Source organism: Nostoc sp. JL23, assembly GCF_017115065.1.
Lineage (GTDB): Bacteria > Cyanobacteriota > Cyanobacteriia > Cyanobacteriales > Nostocaceae > Nostoc > Nostoc punctiforme_A.
Map to the genome: position 1 here is coordinate 51,268 of NZ_JABXKN010000128.1, position 15,365 is coordinate 66,632.

Below are 15,365 nucleotides of genomic sequence, written 5' to 3' on the forward strand. Positions count from 1 at the left end.
TCCCTACCTGAATCTAAAATCATCAACGGGCGATTATTTTTCTGGATTAGACTTTTGTCTGTTTTCCTTAACTTCGCGCAACCGTTCTACTAATTTTTTATCCGATTCAGCAGCAGATGTAGACTGACCCTGATTGATTTTCGGCAACAATAAAGGTTCAGAAGTAGTAGCTGCCGATGAAGGCGTAGGCTGGTTATTTTTAATTTGCAGCTCAGATAATGGCTTGAGAGTAGCTGTTGGTGAGGACGTAGGCGGGTTATTTCGGATTTGTAAATTAGGTAATGGTTTAAAAGTCGCTGCTGGTGAGGGGGTAAGCTGATTGTTATTGATTCCCGGTGCAGATAATGACGAGGGATTTTGCTCTTGAGTAGTCCCAGTAATATTGCTCGTGCTGTTTTGGAAACGTAGGTTGAATGGATAAGAACTAATCTGTTTATCTCCCTTGGGGGATTGCTTGTTGAAGTATTGCCTTGCTTTTAATTGCAATTCTGGGGAAATTAACTTGTCTTGAAATTTGATATCTAAGACCTTACCATCAGGATCTACAATCAATACACCCAAAACAGCACCTTCAAGATTTGACTTATTCGTGGATAATGTTTGGCGAATGACTGGTTTTTGTTCAGCGTTGGGATATTGTTGCTGGACTTCCTTTCTCAGGTTGGCGTAGGAGTCTAGCTGTGCAATTGCCTGTTGAGTCCCCTTTGCCGATAAATCCGCTGTTTGTAGCGTGCTTCCCCTAGTTCCAATTAAAGTATCCCCATTCCTGGGAGCTTGTTTTAGAGAATTTATCAGCGGGTTTTGAGCAATTGTAGACGACGCATTAGGAATTGGTTGCGTCATGGGCTGCGAAGTCGGATTTACCTGTGCTGTTGCAAGCGGTGTAGTCTCAGATAAGATTGGAGGCTGGGCATTCCGCAGCATATCAGCAGGTATCTGCTGCGACTGCAATTCTGGCAACCTATTTACAGCTAGTGGCTTAGGTGACTCGTATTTGGCGACATTCTCATTCACATTTACACGAGGAACTGGTTGAGAGAATCTGGCGCTCGTATTAAATTTAGAACTATCAAATTTAGAAGCATCAAACCGCAAATTCTCACTCGGAATCATCCGCAAAGATTGCCTTGTAGGCAAGGAAGAGACTCGATAGTTATTTGATGATGCGGGTAGGGGAGGTAATACCATCTGGCTGGATGGTGATGGCGCTAATGGGGTTAATCCCGGTTGGAGGCTAAAGTTTGAAGCAGCAAGTGGGGCGACTGGAGGTAATTGTTGTAAACCAATTTGGGGGGTGCTTTGCGGCAAACGGTTTTGGTCAGCTTGGCTCAATTCCAAAAGTCCGACTGTTTTGGATGATGCTGTTTCTTTGGGCTTGTTAGACTCCATCGGCATCAATGGTACGATCATGGCGATCGCACCGTGGATACCAAGCGAGGCTATAGCTGCTATCCCAATTGGCTGGCTTAAGATTTCTGGTATATTTTTCAGCAGGGAGACGTAAGACATAGATGTTATGGTTCACTCACTCAGTTGCAGTTGACTAGCGATTTTCTCTTTTCGACATTGCAATATCTTGCAAGATATGCGTTCTTCATAAGGAAATAATAACTTCCCCAGTTGGCAATCAAAACGCCAAAATTGCCATTTATTCAAGTTTTTAATTAATCTAATGACGCTGTATCATATTTTCAAAATTTGAGTCTGCTAAAGAGATATTTGAAAAATTACTACTTTTGATTTTTATTGTTATGACACACACAATTAAAATTAATATCTGGAAGTTTTATAGAGTTTAAGTAAACGCACAAGTTTGAATACATCAAAACATCTGCCGAAGTTGTCTTGTTTTTTCAACTGTTTTTCAGTCAACAACACTTCTGTAACAGATGACACACGTGTTTTTCCGAGACTGGGCCCTATTTGAAAATATTACCACATCGGCAGCCCCTCAAACTGTTGCAAACTGTACAATTTTATTGACATTCTAGCCTTAAATTCCACCAAAGCTATTGGTTTTTTCTCTAAGGGGTGAGTCAGGCGATCGCAATTCTAGCTCTTGAATATGACTACTTTTTCGTCAAAAAAGTTCAAACCCTCAATCATTGCATCCAAAATTTCAAATGCCGTTACCGACAGTTATTTTACCTGGATATTTAGAAAGCGCGATCGCTTATCGCCAACTAGAACAATCCCTACAAAACTTAGATTTTCCCACAGTGACAGTCCCACTGCGACGGCGTGACTGGCTCCCCACTTTAGGAGTAAGACCAGTAACATTGATTCTGAAACAACTCGATTACACGATCAAGCATATATTACGTCAATGTAATGCTACTCAAATTAACTTAATTGGTCACTCAGCCGGAGGTTGGATATCCCGCATTTACATGGGAGAAAAGCCCTATTTAGCACGCGGTGATGTCAAACCATTTCTCTGCCAAGGGCATCCCTTGGTTGCTACTTTCGTCACCTTGGGTACACCCCATATTAGCCAAGAACGCTGGACACGCTCCAATCTAGATTTTGTCACCAATAACTACCCAGGAGCTTTTTACAAAAACGTTCGTTACGTTTGTGTAGCTGGCAAAACTATCTTTGGGAAAAGGCGGCCTGGTAGTTGGTTAGCTTACAGTAGTTACCAATTAACCTGTGGTAAGGGTAACACTTGGGGAGATGGCATTACGCCCATTGAAGCTGCTCATTTGGAGGGAGCGGAAAATCTGGTGATTGAAGGTGTCAAGCATTCTCCCAGAAGTCCTGGAATTTGGTATGGCTCACCAGAACCCTTAAAAGCTTGGGTGCAATATTTGATTTAAAAAACTTTATTTTTATATAAGAAAAGTAAAATTTATTAAAATTTCTTAGCTAAAATTGTAATAAGAATAAATACTTAGTTAAGAACAGGAGGGGTGAGCCATGCAAAGCACCCAGTTCGATAAGATTTTGCGACGAATAGCGACGATATTATCAGTCGTGATTTTGACTCTGTGTTTAATTTATATCTCTACCGGAATTTTGCTGTCTTTTTACTATGAACCGACAGCAGGCGGAGCTTATAACTCATTGAAGATGATTAATACACAACTGCCATACGGCTGGTTGTTTTGGAGAGCGCATGATCTTGCTGGTAACGGAGTAATTGCGATCGCTCTCATTCAAATTGTGGTGATGTTTTTAGGTCGGCAATTTCGCAAGAGTTGGCTGGCTGCTTGGATTAGTGTGATTTTGTTAACCCTAAGTGCGATCGGGCTGGATTGGACAGCAATGATTTTAGATTGGACTCAGGAAGGGTACTGGCGTTTTAGCATTGAGCTAGGAACCATCGAAGCCATTCCTTTGATTGGTAGGCAACTGCGCGAAATCCTGACTGGTGGTGGAGCCATTAACACAATTACCGTCGAACACCTTTACACAATCCACAGTTATCTGATTTCGGTAGCGACGCTAATTCTCGCCATAGTACATTTGTCTGCTTTACTCTGGCAGGAATGGCAAATGTATCAAGAAGCGCCAAAACTAGAAAGCGAATTTATTCCTTCCGAAGGCTAATCAAGAGTCAAAGAAGAGTAAAAGGGGCAGGGTGCAGGGTGCAGTGGGGAAAACACCATAAATAAATTTAGGCGCTTGATTTTAGATGCATTATTTCTTGTGTGATGCATCTCGAAATAAATAAATTTATTTGTTCTGGAACCCTCTATTGCTGGGAAACTACAGCATCTTGTACCTGCTCCCTCCTCCCTGCTCCCCTGCCCCTCTGCCCCTCTGCCCCTCTGCCCCTCTGCTCCCTGCCCCCTGCCCCTCTGCCCCTCTGCCCCTCTTCCCCTCATCCCCCAGAAGCCTCACTAGTAGAAAGTTGAGATAATTGGGCGAGGGATAAATCTTCAACCTCTGGTAACTTTTCTAGAGAGAGAGGAGTGGATTGGGTGGCACCAGATAAGCGTTTTAAAAGGCTAGGTCTAGGGTCATGCAATAGATAAATAATGCGATCGCCAATTTCCCAATCTTGGTTAGCTGGCATTACCTGTAAGCGTTCTGCTCGTTCTACCAATAGCGGTATCAACACCCCAGTCCGAATCTTTTCTTGGATGCGATCGCATTGAGTCGAAAACTCCAACTCATCTAGCGTGGTTGTTCCCAACTTCACTCGCCCATCATTCAAATACTCATTCCAAGTTTTAATTGCTAAGTCTGGGATAAAAGCTTGATTAACTTTATTATTAGCCGAGATACTCGCTTGCGGATCGCGGGGAAAAACAGCTAAGACGCGCGGGGGTTTAAACTCCTCAGCTGCTCGTTGAGCCAAAACAAAATTCACCTCCCCATTACTTGTCATAGCCAAAAAAGTACCTATAGAGCCAAGTCCTGCCTCTTCTAAAACAGCAGCATCCAGCGCACTGCTGGCAATAACCCGGAGATTTTGCGCCTCGGCTTGCACAAGACATTCAGGGTCAGTATCAATCATCACCACGTTTTCTCCGCGTTCTTGAAAGAAGCGGGCAATCACAAGACTCAAGGGATTACAACCCACAATCACTGCCCCAGTTACGTCCTTAGAGGTGATTTGCAGCCATTTGGCAACCCAGCCAGCTGTTAGCCCTTGGCAGACAACAGTCATGATAATTGTCAGGAAAACTAAAGCTTTGATGGAATCACCGCCGTTAATGCCTCGCTGTGTCAACGAAATCGCAAAAAAAGAAGCTACAGAGGCAGCAACAATTCCTCTCGGAGCAACCCAGCTTAAAAATAGTTTCTGTCGCCAGTTGAGATCACTATTCCAGGTACACAACAAGATATTAATTGGGCGAACGACAAACATTAGTACCAAAACAGTGAATAAACTACCCCAACCCAAAGCAAACACACTGGCAATGGATAGGTCAGCAGCTAATAAGATAAATAGCACCGAGACGCTGAGAATTGTCAGCTGACCTTTAAAGCTGCGTAACAGACGTTCTTCCGGGACTGAGGAGTTAGCAAAGACTGCTCCTGCAACTACTGTTGTCATTACTCCCGATTCACTGCGGATCATCTGCGATAAGGTAAACAAGCTCCAAAGTATCGCCAACACCACTAAGTTTTTTAGCTCAAATGACAGAAAACTGGCGCGTTTGAAAATCAAACTCATCAAATAACCGCCAGCACCACCAATTGCTGCGCCAACACCCAGGCGTATAAGTAAACCGATGATCGCATTGATGGGGTCAGCATCGCCGTTCAAAATCGTATCGAGAACAACGAAGGCGAGGATAGCCCCTACAGGGTCAATTAAAACCCCTTCTCCTTCCAAAAGTGTCGCCACTTGTCGATCTACATTGATTTGTTTGAGCAATGGTCCAACGACGGTTGGACCTGTCACCACGACTATGGAAGCATAGAGAAAAGCTATGTTCCAGGGAAATTCACCCAGCCAGTGAGCAGCCATACTCCCGCCAAGCAGGGTGATTAGCGTTCCTTGAGTGACAAGTAATTGTAGGCTGACTGAAACTCTACCTAACTCTCGCAGATCCAAGTTAAGTCCGCCTTCAAACAAAATGATTGCCGTTGCGAGGGCGACTATAACTTCCAGTCCAGTGCCTAGCACGTGGGGATGCAAAAGCCCTATACCATCAGAGCCAAACAAAATGCCCAACAGCAATAACAAGACGATGCTGGGTACACGAAGGTATGCAGCCAGCACTTGGGCGCTAATGCCTGCAAAGACAGCGATCGCCATCTGTATGGTGATTTCAAAAGATGCTTCCATGTTGTAGATTTTGAGCGATTTATTTCAAAATCTCTTGTAAAAAACCGTAGATATTAACTCTACAGGGTACAACATCATACCCTTTGTTCCTTGCTGTCTTCAGCGTTTGTTAGATATGTGTATACCCCGAAATTCCCCACACCCAACGCTGACGCACCCTGCGGCTGACCGCAGAAGTATCTACGGGCTTTTTTATCTGTCTCCATATCTTTGTATCCTCTTCAAGCTTTTGCTTCCACCCAGTTTAGCTGCCACAAACTTTTTTTGGCAAAACCTGTTGACAAGAGCAAGAAAATTGGTTAACTTATAAAAGGTCTGAGTCCGATGCCCCCATCGTCTAGAGGCCTAGGACACCTCCCTTTCACGGAGGTAACGGGGATTCGAATTCCCCTGGGGGTACTTAAAAACAATAAAAAGCAAAAGCTTTTTTGTCTGAAATCTAGCAATAAAAACCATCATCCAGGAATACCCTGAATGATGGTTTAATCGTTGTTATGCATACGGTTCTTTGCTGGCTAGCTCTTCTACACGTTGGTGAATAGCCAAAAGATTTAACCGCAAATCTTTGCTCAGACGATTTTCAATAATTCCCACTGGCATAGTGAGTTTAGGCCAAACTTGAATTGTGTAGGACAGATTTGTTCCTAGATACTCACCGAAAGAATAAGGCTCTAAGCACCAGCTACCAGAAAAGCCTTTAAAATCTCCCTCTACCATACGGAAATTAATTGCTTTAGGGAAGCATTCTTCCAAATCTAGAACTACCCGCGCACAAAAGTTGAAATTCAGTAAGCGTTGGGAGCCTACTTGCTCCAGTCGAATTCCACCATCGGGATGCTCGATTAGACAACTCTTGACGAGGTTGGGGAGGAAGTCTGGTAAGGCTTCATAATTTGTCAGAACCTTCCAGATTTGCTCCACTGGGTGGGGAATTTGGACTTTAGCGCTGATTTGCCGCTGTCGCTCTGCTATTTTCTCAATTTGAACTTCTACCTGAGCAAGCAAATCCCCTTCTAGTTTGGTGTCATCAGTGGAAGATTGCAAATCAGAGTTCTCTGTTGTGTTCTGTTTTTTAGTCACTTTCAGAATTATGGTTTGCTTTCGTCAGAAAATTGGGGCAGAGTCAAGGTGAAGCAAATTTCGCTCTGTTCAGAATCCGAAATTGGGAGACTTGCAACAGCGATCGCTCCATTCAGATGCTGCACTAAAGACTTGACTAGAGCAAGTCCCAAGCCAGTCCCTGGAGTCCAGCGCCCTTTTCCCCGACGGAACTTATCAAAGATATAGGTCGCTTCTTCTTCAGAGATGGCACGTCCTGTATTCGTCACCTTCATGATAACTTGATCGATTTGTTGATCGACTCGATGAACCGCTTCAAGGCGGACTATTGTATCAGGCTCTGAGTATTTACAGGCATTCGTTAACAATTCTTGCAGGATGCGGTCAAAACTCTCCAGTTCAGTTTGCAGTTTGAGCGATTCCTCCGGCAAATCTACAGAAATTTTTAATCCCTTTTCCGCAAGTTTTTTCTCAAAAGATGCTGCTATATCTTGAATTCTAGTATTTAAATCTATAGATTCTAATTGCGGGGCTTCGTGAGGCGAATCTAGCTTTTGGAGTGTCAACAAGTCATTAATCAAGTTGATTTCCTTTGAACATTCCTGCTCAAGAATATCTAGATATCTACCCTGACGTTCTGGTGCTATTCCTGGCAAACGCAAGTTTTTTATTGACATCAGCATATTTGTCAAGGGGTAGCGTAGGCGATCGCTCATGTTACTCAAAAATTCATCTTTGAGTTCATTGAGTTTCCTTAGCTGCTCAACATACTGCCGTGTTCTTTCATGCAATTTTGCCTGGAGTTCCAGACTACTCTGAAGTTTTGCCGTCCGTTCATCTACCAAGGTTTGCACTTGGCGCAATGTCTGTGACTGAATTATGGCGTTACTCACTTGAGCGCAAACCATTTCCACAAGATTTAATTCTTCTGGTTGCCAATTGCGAATCACAGCTTGCTGTAGCACCAAGAATCCTAAAATTTTACCTTGACTTTCCAATGGCACTAAAAGTACCGCAGGCAATTTCTCTATCGCAAATAATGGAGTAGCTGTCAAGGTATCGTTTTGATCTGTATAGTCATCGAAGATTACTGGTTTTCCAGAATCCATGAAGGCACGCTGGCATAAACCACAGTCTGAAATCAAGAAAGACTCAGCTAAGGTATCTAGTTTACTAGTGCCGGAATTTTGTGTTTCTCTAGCCCATTGGGCGATCACATTAGCTTTCGCTTTGGGGATTTGTTTTTTAGCTTGAGTTTTAAATAGTGGATCTGTATATTTTAGTAATATGAGCAGACCCCGATCTGCCTGTAGAGATTCGGCTGTCGAGGCGATAACTAACTGGAGCATTTGATTCAGCTCCAAGTTGCTACGACTCAATATGGTTAATTGCTTGATCAAGCTTTGATGTTGCTTACTTTTTTGCAGGGACTGGTCTTGATGAGTAATTTGTTGAGCTTGTGCCACTCCAGAAAAAGCGATCGCGCAAGCCGACTCCACTTCTTTGAGCAATTGTTTTTCTGATTCACTCCATTCATAAGGTTGGAATTTAATCAGATTAATCACTCCATTATTATTACCACCAAAGCGAGTGGGAATTGCCAAAACCGCTTTTATCGGTAGTGGTAAATATTGACACCCAATTACCAGACTGTTCTGAATGATCGAAATGTCTTCAATAGTCAATGGTTGGGCAGCGCATTGCAGCACTGGCGAGTGCATAAGCAACTGTTCCATCGAAAACATTTCTTCTGGGTGTGGCAACCCTAGAAACTCATCAGCACACCAATTAGTAGTAGTTGCTTCGTCAGATGTCTCATCCGCCACTGAAACCAAGCAGCAGCAATCTACTTGAAAAGCAACTCCTAGCAATTGGGCAATCTCTTGCAGCATCAAAGCCGTAGCAGAGCTATTAGCAATGATTTGGTTAATTTTTTGTACCAACTCGCGGGCAGGTTCTTCCTGATGCTGCATCAGCTTGACTTGGTAAGGTTGTAGTCGATCTATGTCATCTATGTAATGTGGCGGCGATGATAAAGGTTTTTTCATTTCTGGCCCGCCCTCCGATAATAACCCCATTGTTCTTGCACCCAACCTCTTGGCATATTCTTCACCGTTAGTTGTGTTGCTACACCCTGAATAATTGACAAATTTTGTGTGAATACTTTCTCTCACCTGTTATAGCCCTTTTCTATCTCAGATAGCCAAATTTCCATTGAATCAAGCAAATTGCTACACAAATTGCTACATTGGTACATAAGTAATAAAATTCTTAAGATATCCTATAAATGCTTAAGTTAGCTTATTTTTAACTACTCTATCTTGAAATAATTACTAACTCTATCCTGTCTGTAAGTATACATAAACCGTAATTTCTCTGGAATTACAGCAAAATTCCCCTTTTAAGCGCGTAAAATTACGCAACCTGTTTATAAATTTTTATTACATTTTTTGAAAAACTAGTAGGTTTAACAAGCTACTCCTTGATCTCCGTAACTCTCAGTAAAATATCAATAAAAGTAAAGGAGGCAGGAGGAGGTTGCAATTTTGGCTAAATTTTAAATGCAGCCCAGTAGTAAAAATAACTAGGCTGCATTCGTCTGAATATAAAACTAAACGACATCTATTTTCAGAACTATATTTTTTAAAGTAATAAGAGCATTTTGTACTCCCTGTTGGTGATGGCGGGCTAGATGCCCGCCCTACACCAGGTTTCAAAATGGACGAAGTTTATCCAGCCAAGCTCTCGACACTCAGAGGAACCATATCGCCATTCCTCGTTAGTCCTAACAACATCGGTTCTTGGGGTTGAATTAGTTGACCTGTAAGTACACAGCGTTCTTCTTGCTGAGCTGTGGCAGCTATGCTAGCTCGAATGTCGGATCGCGAAAATCGAGGCTTCCACTCACCTGATTTTTGCTGGACATAATTCCAAAGGATATCTCGGATCAGAGCTTGATATCCCTGATTCCCAGCTATTTCTTTGAGCTTATCTTTGAGTTCCCGTTCTAGGCGAATGCTGGTAACTTCCATATCGGTGGTTGGGGTGCGAGCGATCGTATGCATCAGTTTTTCTCCTTAAAGGTATAGACAGGATAGTAATACAAGTGTAGTATGTTTAAAGGAATGTTCAATAGGTGAAATTTTCTGTGAAATCCATTTACCCCATCTCTACTTCAATTTTGTGCCTTACCAATTGCCGAACCAATTGGGAATCAGCTGCTATGGAAGTGGAGTATTTATTTATGGGCGATGGTAGCCGAAATCATGGGCAAATCACAGAGAGGAATGATGATTATAAGTATGTAGGCTTTAGTGCACTAATTGCAAAACCACAACTAAATCAAAAAAGCGGGGGGTACAGGCGAAGGAATCCTGTACCGATATGAGACCAGAAAATTTTCCGGTCAATTCTAACCCCCGCTTCACCGAAAACTTGAAGCGGGGGTTTTTTTATAAGGAGTTAAGCTGTGACGATATCTTCCATGCGCGGCGCGAACGCAATGCAAGTGTTAGAGCAATCTGTGGTGGTGTTTTCTCAAAATTACTTGCCACTATGTCGGGTCAATATCAAACGGGCGATTGTGCTGTTAGTAACCAACAAGGCGCAACCGCTGGGTTTTACCAGAGAAAGCGGATGGCAAGTTCACTCACCCAGTTTGGTAATTGATGTGCCAAAACATATTCGCTTGACAATCACTTCTAATGAGCGGATGTGGAAAGTTCCGCCAGTGAATCGGCGGGAAGTATTGCGACGAGACCATCACAGTTGCCAATATTGCGGTAGCAGCAAACATCTAACGCTAGATCATGTGATGCCGCGTTCTAAAGGTGGTTCTCACACTTGGGATAACGTAGTCACAGCTTGTGAAAGATGTAACTCCCGTAAAGGCGATCGCACCCTGTTTGAAATTGGTATGCAACTGCGTACCAAACCAAAATCGCCAATCCACCCCGCGATTTCTTTTGCTGAACAGTTTTGGATAGATATGCAAGCAAACCTGGAATAACAGGAGAGCATAAGAAATGCTGAAATTAACTTACACTGAAAGCAGTTTTGATTTGGAATGTGTCACTTTGTCGCTAGAAGAATGGGTAGCGCAACGAGTGATTTTAGCCCTGCGAGTTGGGCAAGGTTTGTGCATTGAACCCACTACCGCTTCCTTTTTGCTTCCTGTTGATTTGCCAGGAGTAGAAGTACTGAGGTCTGAGGTAAAAAGAGATGACAGAGAAATCATTGTCCTCTGTGCGTGCGATGCCGAATATATGGAAGTCACCCTGCGGGGTTCTTGGCTATCAGCTAGTTCTAAGGATTCTGTCGGTGTGTTTGTCACTACTATGGGCGATCGCGCTGAGTTCTTTTTGCACAAACTTTGGCAGGAAGCTCAATCTTGTGCTTCTGTCATGAGTGAATAAACGAAATAGTCGGGTGAGAAATTGTCCTCACCCTCTATTGCGCCATTTTTAGCAGTTCAGGAATTGTCACAAATCGGTAGCCTTGCTGTTTGAGTCCGCTGATAATTTGTGGCAAAGCTTCTACAGTTCTGTGGCGATCGCCACCACCATCATGCATTAAAACAATAAAACCAGGTTTTGCACCTTTCAGGACATTATTTGTAAATGCCTGTGGTTTGGCGTGAGGATCGGTATCAGCTGAAGTTAGCGACCACATAATGACAGCATCTTTCTGGCTTTTGGCGTCAGCGGCTAGTCCGTTATTTAAAAAGCCTCCTGGAGGACGAAACAGAGACGTTTTGACTCCTGTAGTTTTGTATATCAAATCAGCTGTGCGATCGATTTCACTCTTGGCTGTGGCTTCATCCATTCGCCGATACCAATGATGCCAAGTGTGGTTGCCAATGGCGTGTCCCTCGGCTACTTCACGCTTGGCTAGGTCGGGATTTGCTTGTAAAGCTTGTCCTACCCAAAAGAATGTTGCTTTAACATCATTTTGCTTCAAGATATCCAGCATTTCTAGGGTTGTTTTTGGCCAGGGTCCATCATCAATGCTGAGAGCAATAACCTTTTCGTTGTTGCTGGGTTGTACCTTATAAACTGTTTTTCCCTGAAATTTCGTTGGGACTGTAAAGGTAGGGTTTTCTACTTTGGCTGATGGCGGTAGCTGGGCATTAATTTGGCCCTTTGCTGGATCTTGAAGTGCAGTATGAATTTTGCTTAGTGGCTGGTTCAACCCCGATTGTGGGGAGATAGCTGGGGCAATACTACAAGCTGTAATACTAGAGGCGATCGCGACAAAACTAATTATCTGTTGTCGCTTGAGGTAATTGTCTGTCACATCAGGCTTTTAAAGATTCACCCAATCATAAGCTGTAGTTTGACTTTTCAAAGGGTTTAGCAAGCTCAAATATAAGTGCAGAAGCTTTTATAGACAATTAAAAAAAAACTTTCTAAAACCCCTTGACACCTCTTGTAGTATTTTGTACTATATTTGTAGTGAGGCAAAAGACAAAGCTTCTCAAGAGTCAAAGTTATGTTCTACATACAACTAAAGGACAGGCGTTGGAATAAACCAGAGTCCCCAGCCAAGAAAGCTGCTTTTACTTGCAAACCATCGGCAGTAGAGGCAATAAATGAAAAAAGTTCTAATTTTGCACTCATCAAAACCACTGAATACATCCGTAATACAAAACAGTCTTACTACCTAGAATTTCGGTTGTTTTCTTAACAGTTTCTAACAGTAAAAAGTCAATTTTCTGAACCATGAAAACTAAATAAGAAATGGGCAAGTTCACCAACAAAATCTGTGCCTAAAAACCTCAAAGTTTAGGCACAGATTCCAAAAAATCGGGGTGTAGCTCAATTGGCTAGAGCGTTCCGTTGTCTGCGGAAATGTTGCGGGTTCAAGTCCCGTCACCCTGGTTGTAGTCCTGTAGGCGAATAGTTTAAGCCGTCAGTTTCTCAAACTGAAGATTGCGAGTGCGAATCTCGTCGGGACTCCCAAATGGCTGAGTAGCCAAGTGGTCGAAGGCATTGGTCTGCAAAACCGACATCGTGAGTTCAAATCTCACCTCAGCCTCTGGTGCTGCAGTGTAGCTTAACGTAAAGCCCCTGGCTCATAACCGGGTCGATGCGGGTTCAAGTCCCGCCACTGCTACCAAATGCAGGGATGGTGTAACGGCAACACCTCGTGACTCCAAATCCGATGTTCTAGGTTCAAATCCTAGCCCCTGCGTCAGACAATTTTGGATTTTTGAGATTAATAAATTTAATCCAAAATCTAAAATTCGGTCAATTATGCCCTCGTGGACGAATGGTTAAGTCAGTGTTCTTTCAAAGCACAGATGCGAGTTCAATTCTCGTCGGGGGAATGATTATGGGTCGGTGGCCGAGTCTGGTTGAAGGCGACAGTCTGTAAAACTGTTCTTTTTTGCGCGCAGGTACCCTTCGGGAAGCAAGCTACAAATCCTGCTCGACCCACTATGGAGAGGTGGCTGAGTGGCTAAAAGCGTCCTCCTGCTAAGAGGAAGCGGGTAATTAATACCCGTCGCAGGTTCAAATCCTGTTCTCTCCGTTTTGAGAGTGTGGTGTAACTGGATAACATCTCAGTCTACGAAACTGAAGACGTGAGGGTTCAAATCCCTCCACTCTCGTTACATAATCTCTTCTCCTATCCTCCGGTAGCTCAGTTGGTAGTTAGCGCCTGTTTGAAAAACAGGAGGTCGTCGGTTCGATTCCGACCTGGGGGGCTTCGTTGCCTCATAGCTCAATGGCAGAGCAAGCGGCTGTTAACCGCGCGGTTGTAGGTTCGAGTCCTACTGAGGCAGCCATTCATTGCCGGGTAGACGAATTGGTAAGTCGCATCGCTCTGAACGATGAGGTTGCAGGTTCAAACCCTGCCCTGGCAATAAAGCCCTGTGGTGTAATTGGCAACATAGCGCCCTTTGAAGGCGAAGATTCCAGGTTCGAGTCCTGGTGGGGCTGCCAAACTTTGCTCTTGTAGCCCAACTGGAAGAGGCTGCCGTCTACAAAAACGGTAAGTTGTGGGTACCCTGCGGGAAGCCGCTTTGCGTCTACGATTCCCACCAAGAGTACCAAAATTTGCTCCTGTAGCCCAATTGGAAGAGGTGGCAGACTTAAAATCTGTTTGGTTGTGGGTTCGACTCCCACCAGGAGTATCAACGGGATGTAATTCAGTGGCCAGAAGCCATGCTTTGGGAGCATGGAGTCGCAGGTTCAAATCCTGCCATCCCGATATGCCCCTGTGACGGAACTGGCATACGTGCTGGAGTCAGAGTCCAGATTTTACAGGTTCAAATCCTGTCAGGGGCACTAAGCTCTCGTGGCGGAACGGAAGACGCACTAGACCGAGGATCTAGTTTTTTGCAGGTTCAAATCCTGTCGAGAGTACCAAAATATCTGGGTGTGGCGCAGATGGGAGCGCGGGAGTTTCGGGAACTCCAGGTCGCAGGTTCGCTGCCACTAAGACTTTGCCCTTGTAGCCCAATGGAAGAGGCGCTTCGCTTAGAACGAAGAGGTTGCTGGTTCAAATCCAGTCAGGGGTATTGGTGAATATGCGGGGATAGAGCAACGGTGGCTCGTCAGGCTCATAACCTGAACATCGGCAGGTTCAACTCCTGCCCCCGTCACCAAAACAGTGCTGGTGTAGCTCAATTGGCAGAGCAACTGACTTGTAATCAGTAGGTTGCAGGTTCAATTCCTGTTACCAGCTTGATGCGGGTGTGATGTAATCGATAGCATCTGAGTGCGCCATACTCAGCGCGTGGGTTCAAGTCCCTCCACTCGCTTGCATAGTCCTGTAGCTTCAACGGTAGAGCAAGTGCCTTACAAGCAAGAGGTTGCAGGTTCAAATCCTGCCAGGACTACCAAATGTTGGGAGTGTAGCTCAATGGAATAGAGCTTCGAGCTTCTACCTCGAAAGTTGTGGGTTCGAGTCCTACCACTCCCGCATAAACAAGTCAAAAGTTAAAAGTTAAAAGTCAAAAGTCAGAAAGAATGAATTTAATTTCTTTTTGTTTTTACTTTGCTCTTTTTACTTAATTTGATGGGGTCATAGCTCAAATGGCTAGAGCGCCTGCCTTGCAAGCAGGAGGTTATGGGTTCAATTCCCATTGATTCCACTGATGATGGTGTCTGAAGCCAAAGTGGTCGAGGCGCTGGTTTGTGGAACCAGTCATAGCGGGTTCAAGCCCCGTCAGATACCCCTCAATGGAAGATGCTGCTGAATGGTCGGCAACCAAGCTTGAACCTTGGAGTACGGGCAACTGTAGGGGTACCCTACGGGAAGCAAGCTACGATTCCTCCATCTTCCTCTTTTTCCACCTGGAGCCGAAAAGCGAGGCGCTGTGCTGATAACACAGAAATAGGAGGGGCAGTACCTCCCTGGTGGATTTATATCTAGTGTTGGTGTTACAAGATTTGCGATGTAATACGATCGCACTTGCTCATTTCTTATTTAAATTAACTAGGGTGGTTGGCATATCGGCTGTGCAGCGGGCTTTTAACCCGCAGAAATAGGTTCGACCCCTATAGCACTCACTAAACAATTAAAAATTAAAAATTAAAAATTAAGAAATGCAATC

10 protein-coding genes and 27 tRNA genes are annotated in these 15,365 nt (G+C 44.0%); 31 read left to right on the forward strand and 6 right to left on the reverse strand.

All coding sequences use genetic code 11. The annotated features are described in order from the left end of the window. Positions 1–33: 33 nt before the first annotated feature. Positions 34–1,509: a hypothetical protein gene (locus tag HWQ42_RS26400; protein ID WP_292817180.1), complete on the reverse strand. Its 1,476-nt coding sequence runs from the start codon at positions 1,507–1,509 to the stop codon at positions 34–36. 614 nt (positions 1,510–2,123) lie between these two features. On the opposite strand from HWQ42_RS26400, the gene HWQ42_RS26405 reads away from it, so the two are divergent. Beyond that, positions 2,124–2,819 carry a lipase gene (locus HWQ42_RS26405; RefSeq protein WP_292817182.1) on the forward strand — a complete coding sequence of 232 codons (696 nt, stop codon included), beginning with the start codon at positions 2,124–2,126 and terminating at the stop codon, positions 2,817–2,819. 100 nt (positions 2,820–2,919) lie between these two features. Next, the gene (locus HWQ42_RS26410; RefSeq protein WP_292817184.1) at positions 2,920–3,552 is read left to right on the forward strand and encodes a cytochrome b N-terminal domain-containing protein; all 633 of its coding nucleotides are present in this window, start codon (positions 2,920–2,922) and stop codon (positions 3,550–3,552) included. Positions 3,553–3,826: 274 nt separating this feature from the next. Here HWQ42_RS26410 and HWQ42_RS26415 read toward each other — a convergent pair whose 3' ends face one another. Next, positions 3,827–5,746: a cation:proton antiporter gene (locus HWQ42_RS26415; protein WP_292817186.1), complete on the reverse strand. Its 1,920-nt coding sequence runs from the start codon at positions 5,744–5,746 to the stop codon at positions 3,827–3,829. A gap of 326 nt (positions 5,747–6,072) precedes the next feature. Between HWQ42_RS26415 and HWQ42_RS26420 the strand changes: the two genes are divergently transcribed. After that, positions 6,073–6,145 (forward strand) — tRNA-Glu (locus HWQ42_RS26420). A gap of 93 nt (positions 6,146–6,238) precedes the next feature. Here HWQ42_RS26420 and HWQ42_RS26425 read toward each other — a convergent pair. From HWQ42_RS26425 to HWQ42_RS26435, 3 genes are all read right to left on the reverse strand, one after another. After that, positions 6,239–6,826: an SRPBCC family protein gene (locus tag HWQ42_RS26425; RefSeq protein WP_292817188.1), complete on the reverse strand. Its 588-nt coding sequence runs from the start codon at positions 6,824–6,826 to the stop codon at positions 6,239–6,241. 8 nt (positions 6,827–6,834) lie between these two features. After that, the gene (locus tag HWQ42_RS26430; protein ID WP_292817310.1) at positions 6,835–8,883 is read right to left on the reverse strand and encodes a GAF domain-containing sensor histidine kinase; all 2,049 of its coding nucleotides are present in this window, start codon (positions 8,881–8,883) and stop codon (positions 6,835–6,837) included. A 651-nt stretch (positions 8,884–9,534) separates the two neighbouring features. Next, on the reverse strand, positions 9,535–9,870 hold the full coding sequence (locus HWQ42_RS26435) for a hypothetical protein (protein ID WP_094347436.1): 336 nt from the start codon (positions 9,868–9,870) through the stop codon (positions 9,535–9,537). Positions 9,871–10,307: 437 nt separating this feature from the next. On the opposite strand from HWQ42_RS26435, the gene HWQ42_RS26445 reads away from it, so the two are divergent. Together HWQ42_RS26445 and HWQ42_RS26450 are read left to right on the forward strand one after the other, a co-directional pair. Then, the gene (locus HWQ42_RS26445; RefSeq protein ID WP_292817312.1) at positions 10,308–10,814 is read left to right on the forward strand and encodes an HNH endonuclease; all 507 of its coding nucleotides are present in this window, start codon (positions 10,308–10,310) and stop codon (positions 10,812–10,814) included. A gap of 16 nt (positions 10,815–10,830) precedes the next feature. Next, the gene (locus HWQ42_RS26450; RefSeq protein ID WP_292817192.1) at positions 10,831–11,220 is read left to right on the forward strand and encodes an alr0857 family protein; all 390 of its coding nucleotides are present in this window, start codon (positions 10,831–10,833) and stop codon (positions 11,218–11,220) included. A 34-nt stretch (positions 11,221–11,254) separates the two neighbouring features. On the opposite strand, the gene HWQ42_RS26455 is transcribed toward HWQ42_RS26450, so the two are convergent. Next, the gene (locus HWQ42_RS26455) at positions 11,255–12,100 is read right to left on the reverse strand and encodes a polysaccharide deacetylase family protein (RefSeq protein WP_292817194.1); all 846 of its coding nucleotides are present in this window, start codon (positions 12,098–12,100) and stop codon (positions 11,255–11,257) included. A 510-nt stretch (positions 12,101–12,610) separates the two neighbouring features. On the opposite strand from HWQ42_RS26455, the gene HWQ42_RS26460 reads away from it, so the two are divergent. From HWQ42_RS26460 to HWQ42_RS26585, 26 genes are all read left to right on the forward strand, one after another. Further along, positions 12,611–12,684 (forward strand) — tRNA-Asp (locus HWQ42_RS26460). 4 nt (positions 12,685–12,688) lie between these two features. Beyond that, a tRNA-Glu gene (locus HWQ42_RS26465) sits at positions 12,689–12,765 on the forward strand. 3 nt (positions 12,766–12,768) lie between these two features. Then, a tRNA-Cys gene (locus HWQ42_RS26470) sits at positions 12,769–12,841 on the forward strand. A 7-nt stretch (positions 12,842–12,848) separates the two neighbouring features. Next, positions 12,849–12,922, forward strand: a tRNA-Ile gene (locus HWQ42_RS26475). Between the two features lie 3 nt (positions 12,923–12,925). Continuing rightward, positions 12,926–12,997: transfer RNA gene (locus HWQ42_RS26480), tRNA-Trp, on the forward strand. A gap of 63 nt (positions 12,998–13,060) precedes the next feature. Continuing rightward, positions 13,061–13,133: transfer RNA gene (locus tag HWQ42_RS26485), tRNA-Glu, on the forward strand. A gap of 7 nt (positions 13,134–13,140) precedes the next feature. Continuing rightward, positions 13,141–13,242 (forward strand) — tRNA-Tyr (locus HWQ42_RS26490). Between the two features lie 4 nt (positions 13,243–13,246). Beyond that, positions 13,247–13,336 (forward strand) — tRNA-Ser (locus HWQ42_RS26495). 4 nt (positions 13,337–13,340) lie between these two features. Continuing rightward, positions 13,341–13,415: transfer RNA gene (locus HWQ42_RS26500), tRNA-Arg, on the forward strand. 21 nt (positions 13,416–13,436) lie between these two features. After that, a tRNA-Phe gene (locus HWQ42_RS26505) sits at positions 13,437–13,511 on the forward strand. A gap of 6 nt (positions 13,512–13,517) precedes the next feature. Continuing rightward, positions 13,518–13,592: transfer RNA gene (locus HWQ42_RS26510), tRNA-Asn, on the forward strand. 5 nt (positions 13,593–13,597) lie between these two features. Beyond that, positions 13,598–13,670, forward strand: a tRNA-Gln gene (locus tag HWQ42_RS26515). A 3-nt stretch (positions 13,671–13,673) separates the two neighbouring features. After that, a tRNA-Gln gene (locus tag HWQ42_RS26520) sits at positions 13,674–13,749 on the forward strand. Between the two features lie 6 nt (positions 13,750–13,755). Continuing rightward, positions 13,756–13,859 (forward strand) — tRNA-Cys (locus HWQ42_RS26525). Positions 13,860–13,865: 6 nt separating this feature from the next. Continuing rightward, positions 13,866–13,940 (forward strand) — tRNA-Leu (locus tag HWQ42_RS26530). Between the two features lie 4 nt (positions 13,941–13,944). Further along, positions 13,945–14,017 (forward strand) — tRNA-Pro (locus HWQ42_RS26535). Between the two features lie 3 nt (positions 14,018–14,020). Beyond that, positions 14,021–14,094: transfer RNA gene (locus HWQ42_RS26540), tRNA-Leu, on the forward strand. Positions 14,095–14,098: 4 nt separating this feature from the next. Beyond that, positions 14,099–14,175 (forward strand) — tRNA-Leu (locus HWQ42_RS26545). A gap of 79 nt (positions 14,176–14,254) precedes the next feature. After that, positions 14,255–14,327: transfer RNA gene (locus HWQ42_RS26550), tRNA-Leu, on the forward strand. Between the two features lie 10 nt (positions 14,328–14,337). Further along, positions 14,338–14,414 (forward strand) — tRNA-Met (locus tag HWQ42_RS26555). Positions 14,415–14,421: 7 nt separating this feature from the next. Then, a tRNA-Thr gene (locus tag HWQ42_RS26560) sits at positions 14,422–14,494 on the forward strand. Positions 14,495–14,575: 81 nt separating this feature from the next. Next, positions 14,576–14,651: transfer RNA gene (locus HWQ42_RS26565), tRNA-Val, on the forward strand. Positions 14,652–14,657: 6 nt separating this feature from the next. After that, positions 14,658–14,731: transfer RNA gene (locus tag HWQ42_RS26570), tRNA-Arg, on the forward strand. A gap of 98 nt (positions 14,732–14,829) precedes the next feature. Further along, positions 14,830–14,903, forward strand: a tRNA-Ala gene (locus HWQ42_RS26575). 9 nt (positions 14,904–14,912) lie between these two features. Then, positions 14,913–14,986, forward strand: a tRNA-His gene (locus tag HWQ42_RS26580). Between the two features lie 264 nt (positions 14,987–15,250). Further along, positions 15,251–15,321, forward strand: a tRNA-Lys gene (locus tag HWQ42_RS26585). Positions 15,322–15,365 lie beyond the last annotated feature (44 nt).

What these genes read in the sequence shown, in the direction of transcription:
- HWQ42_RS26400 (WP_292817180.1), bottom strand. Translation starts at nt 1,509, where the DNA reads ATGTCTTACGTCTCCCTGCTGAAAAATATACCAGAAATCTTAAGCCAG.
- HWQ42_RS26415 (WP_292817186.1), bottom strand. Translation starts at nt 5,746, where the DNA reads ATGGAAGCATCTTTTGAAATCACCATACAGATGGCGATCGCTGTCTTT.
- HWQ42_RS26450 (WP_292817192.1), top strand. Translation starts at nt 10,831, where the DNA reads ATGCTGAAATTAACTTACACTGAAAGCAGTTTTGATTTGGAATGTGTC.
- HWQ42_RS26445 (WP_292817312.1), top strand. Translation starts at nt 10,308, where the DNA reads ATGCAAGTGTTAGAGCAATCTGTGGTGGTGTTTTCTCAAAATTACTTG.
- HWQ42_RS26405 (WP_292817182.1), top strand. Translation starts at nt 2,124, where the DNA reads ATGCCGTTACCGACAGTTATTTTACCTGGATATTTAGAAAGCGCGATC.
- HWQ42_RS26430 (WP_292817310.1), bottom strand. Translation starts at nt 8,883, where the DNA reads ATGGGGTTATTATCGGAGGGCGGGCCAGAAATGAAAAAACCTTTATCA.
- HWQ42_RS26410 (WP_292817184.1), top strand. Translation starts at nt 2,920, where the DNA reads ATGCAAAGCACCCAGTTCGATAAGATTTTGCGACGAATAGCGACGATA.
- HWQ42_RS26435 (WP_094347436.1), bottom strand. Translation starts at nt 9,870, where the DNA reads ATGCATACGATCGCTCGCACCCCAACCACCGATATGGAAGTTACCAGC.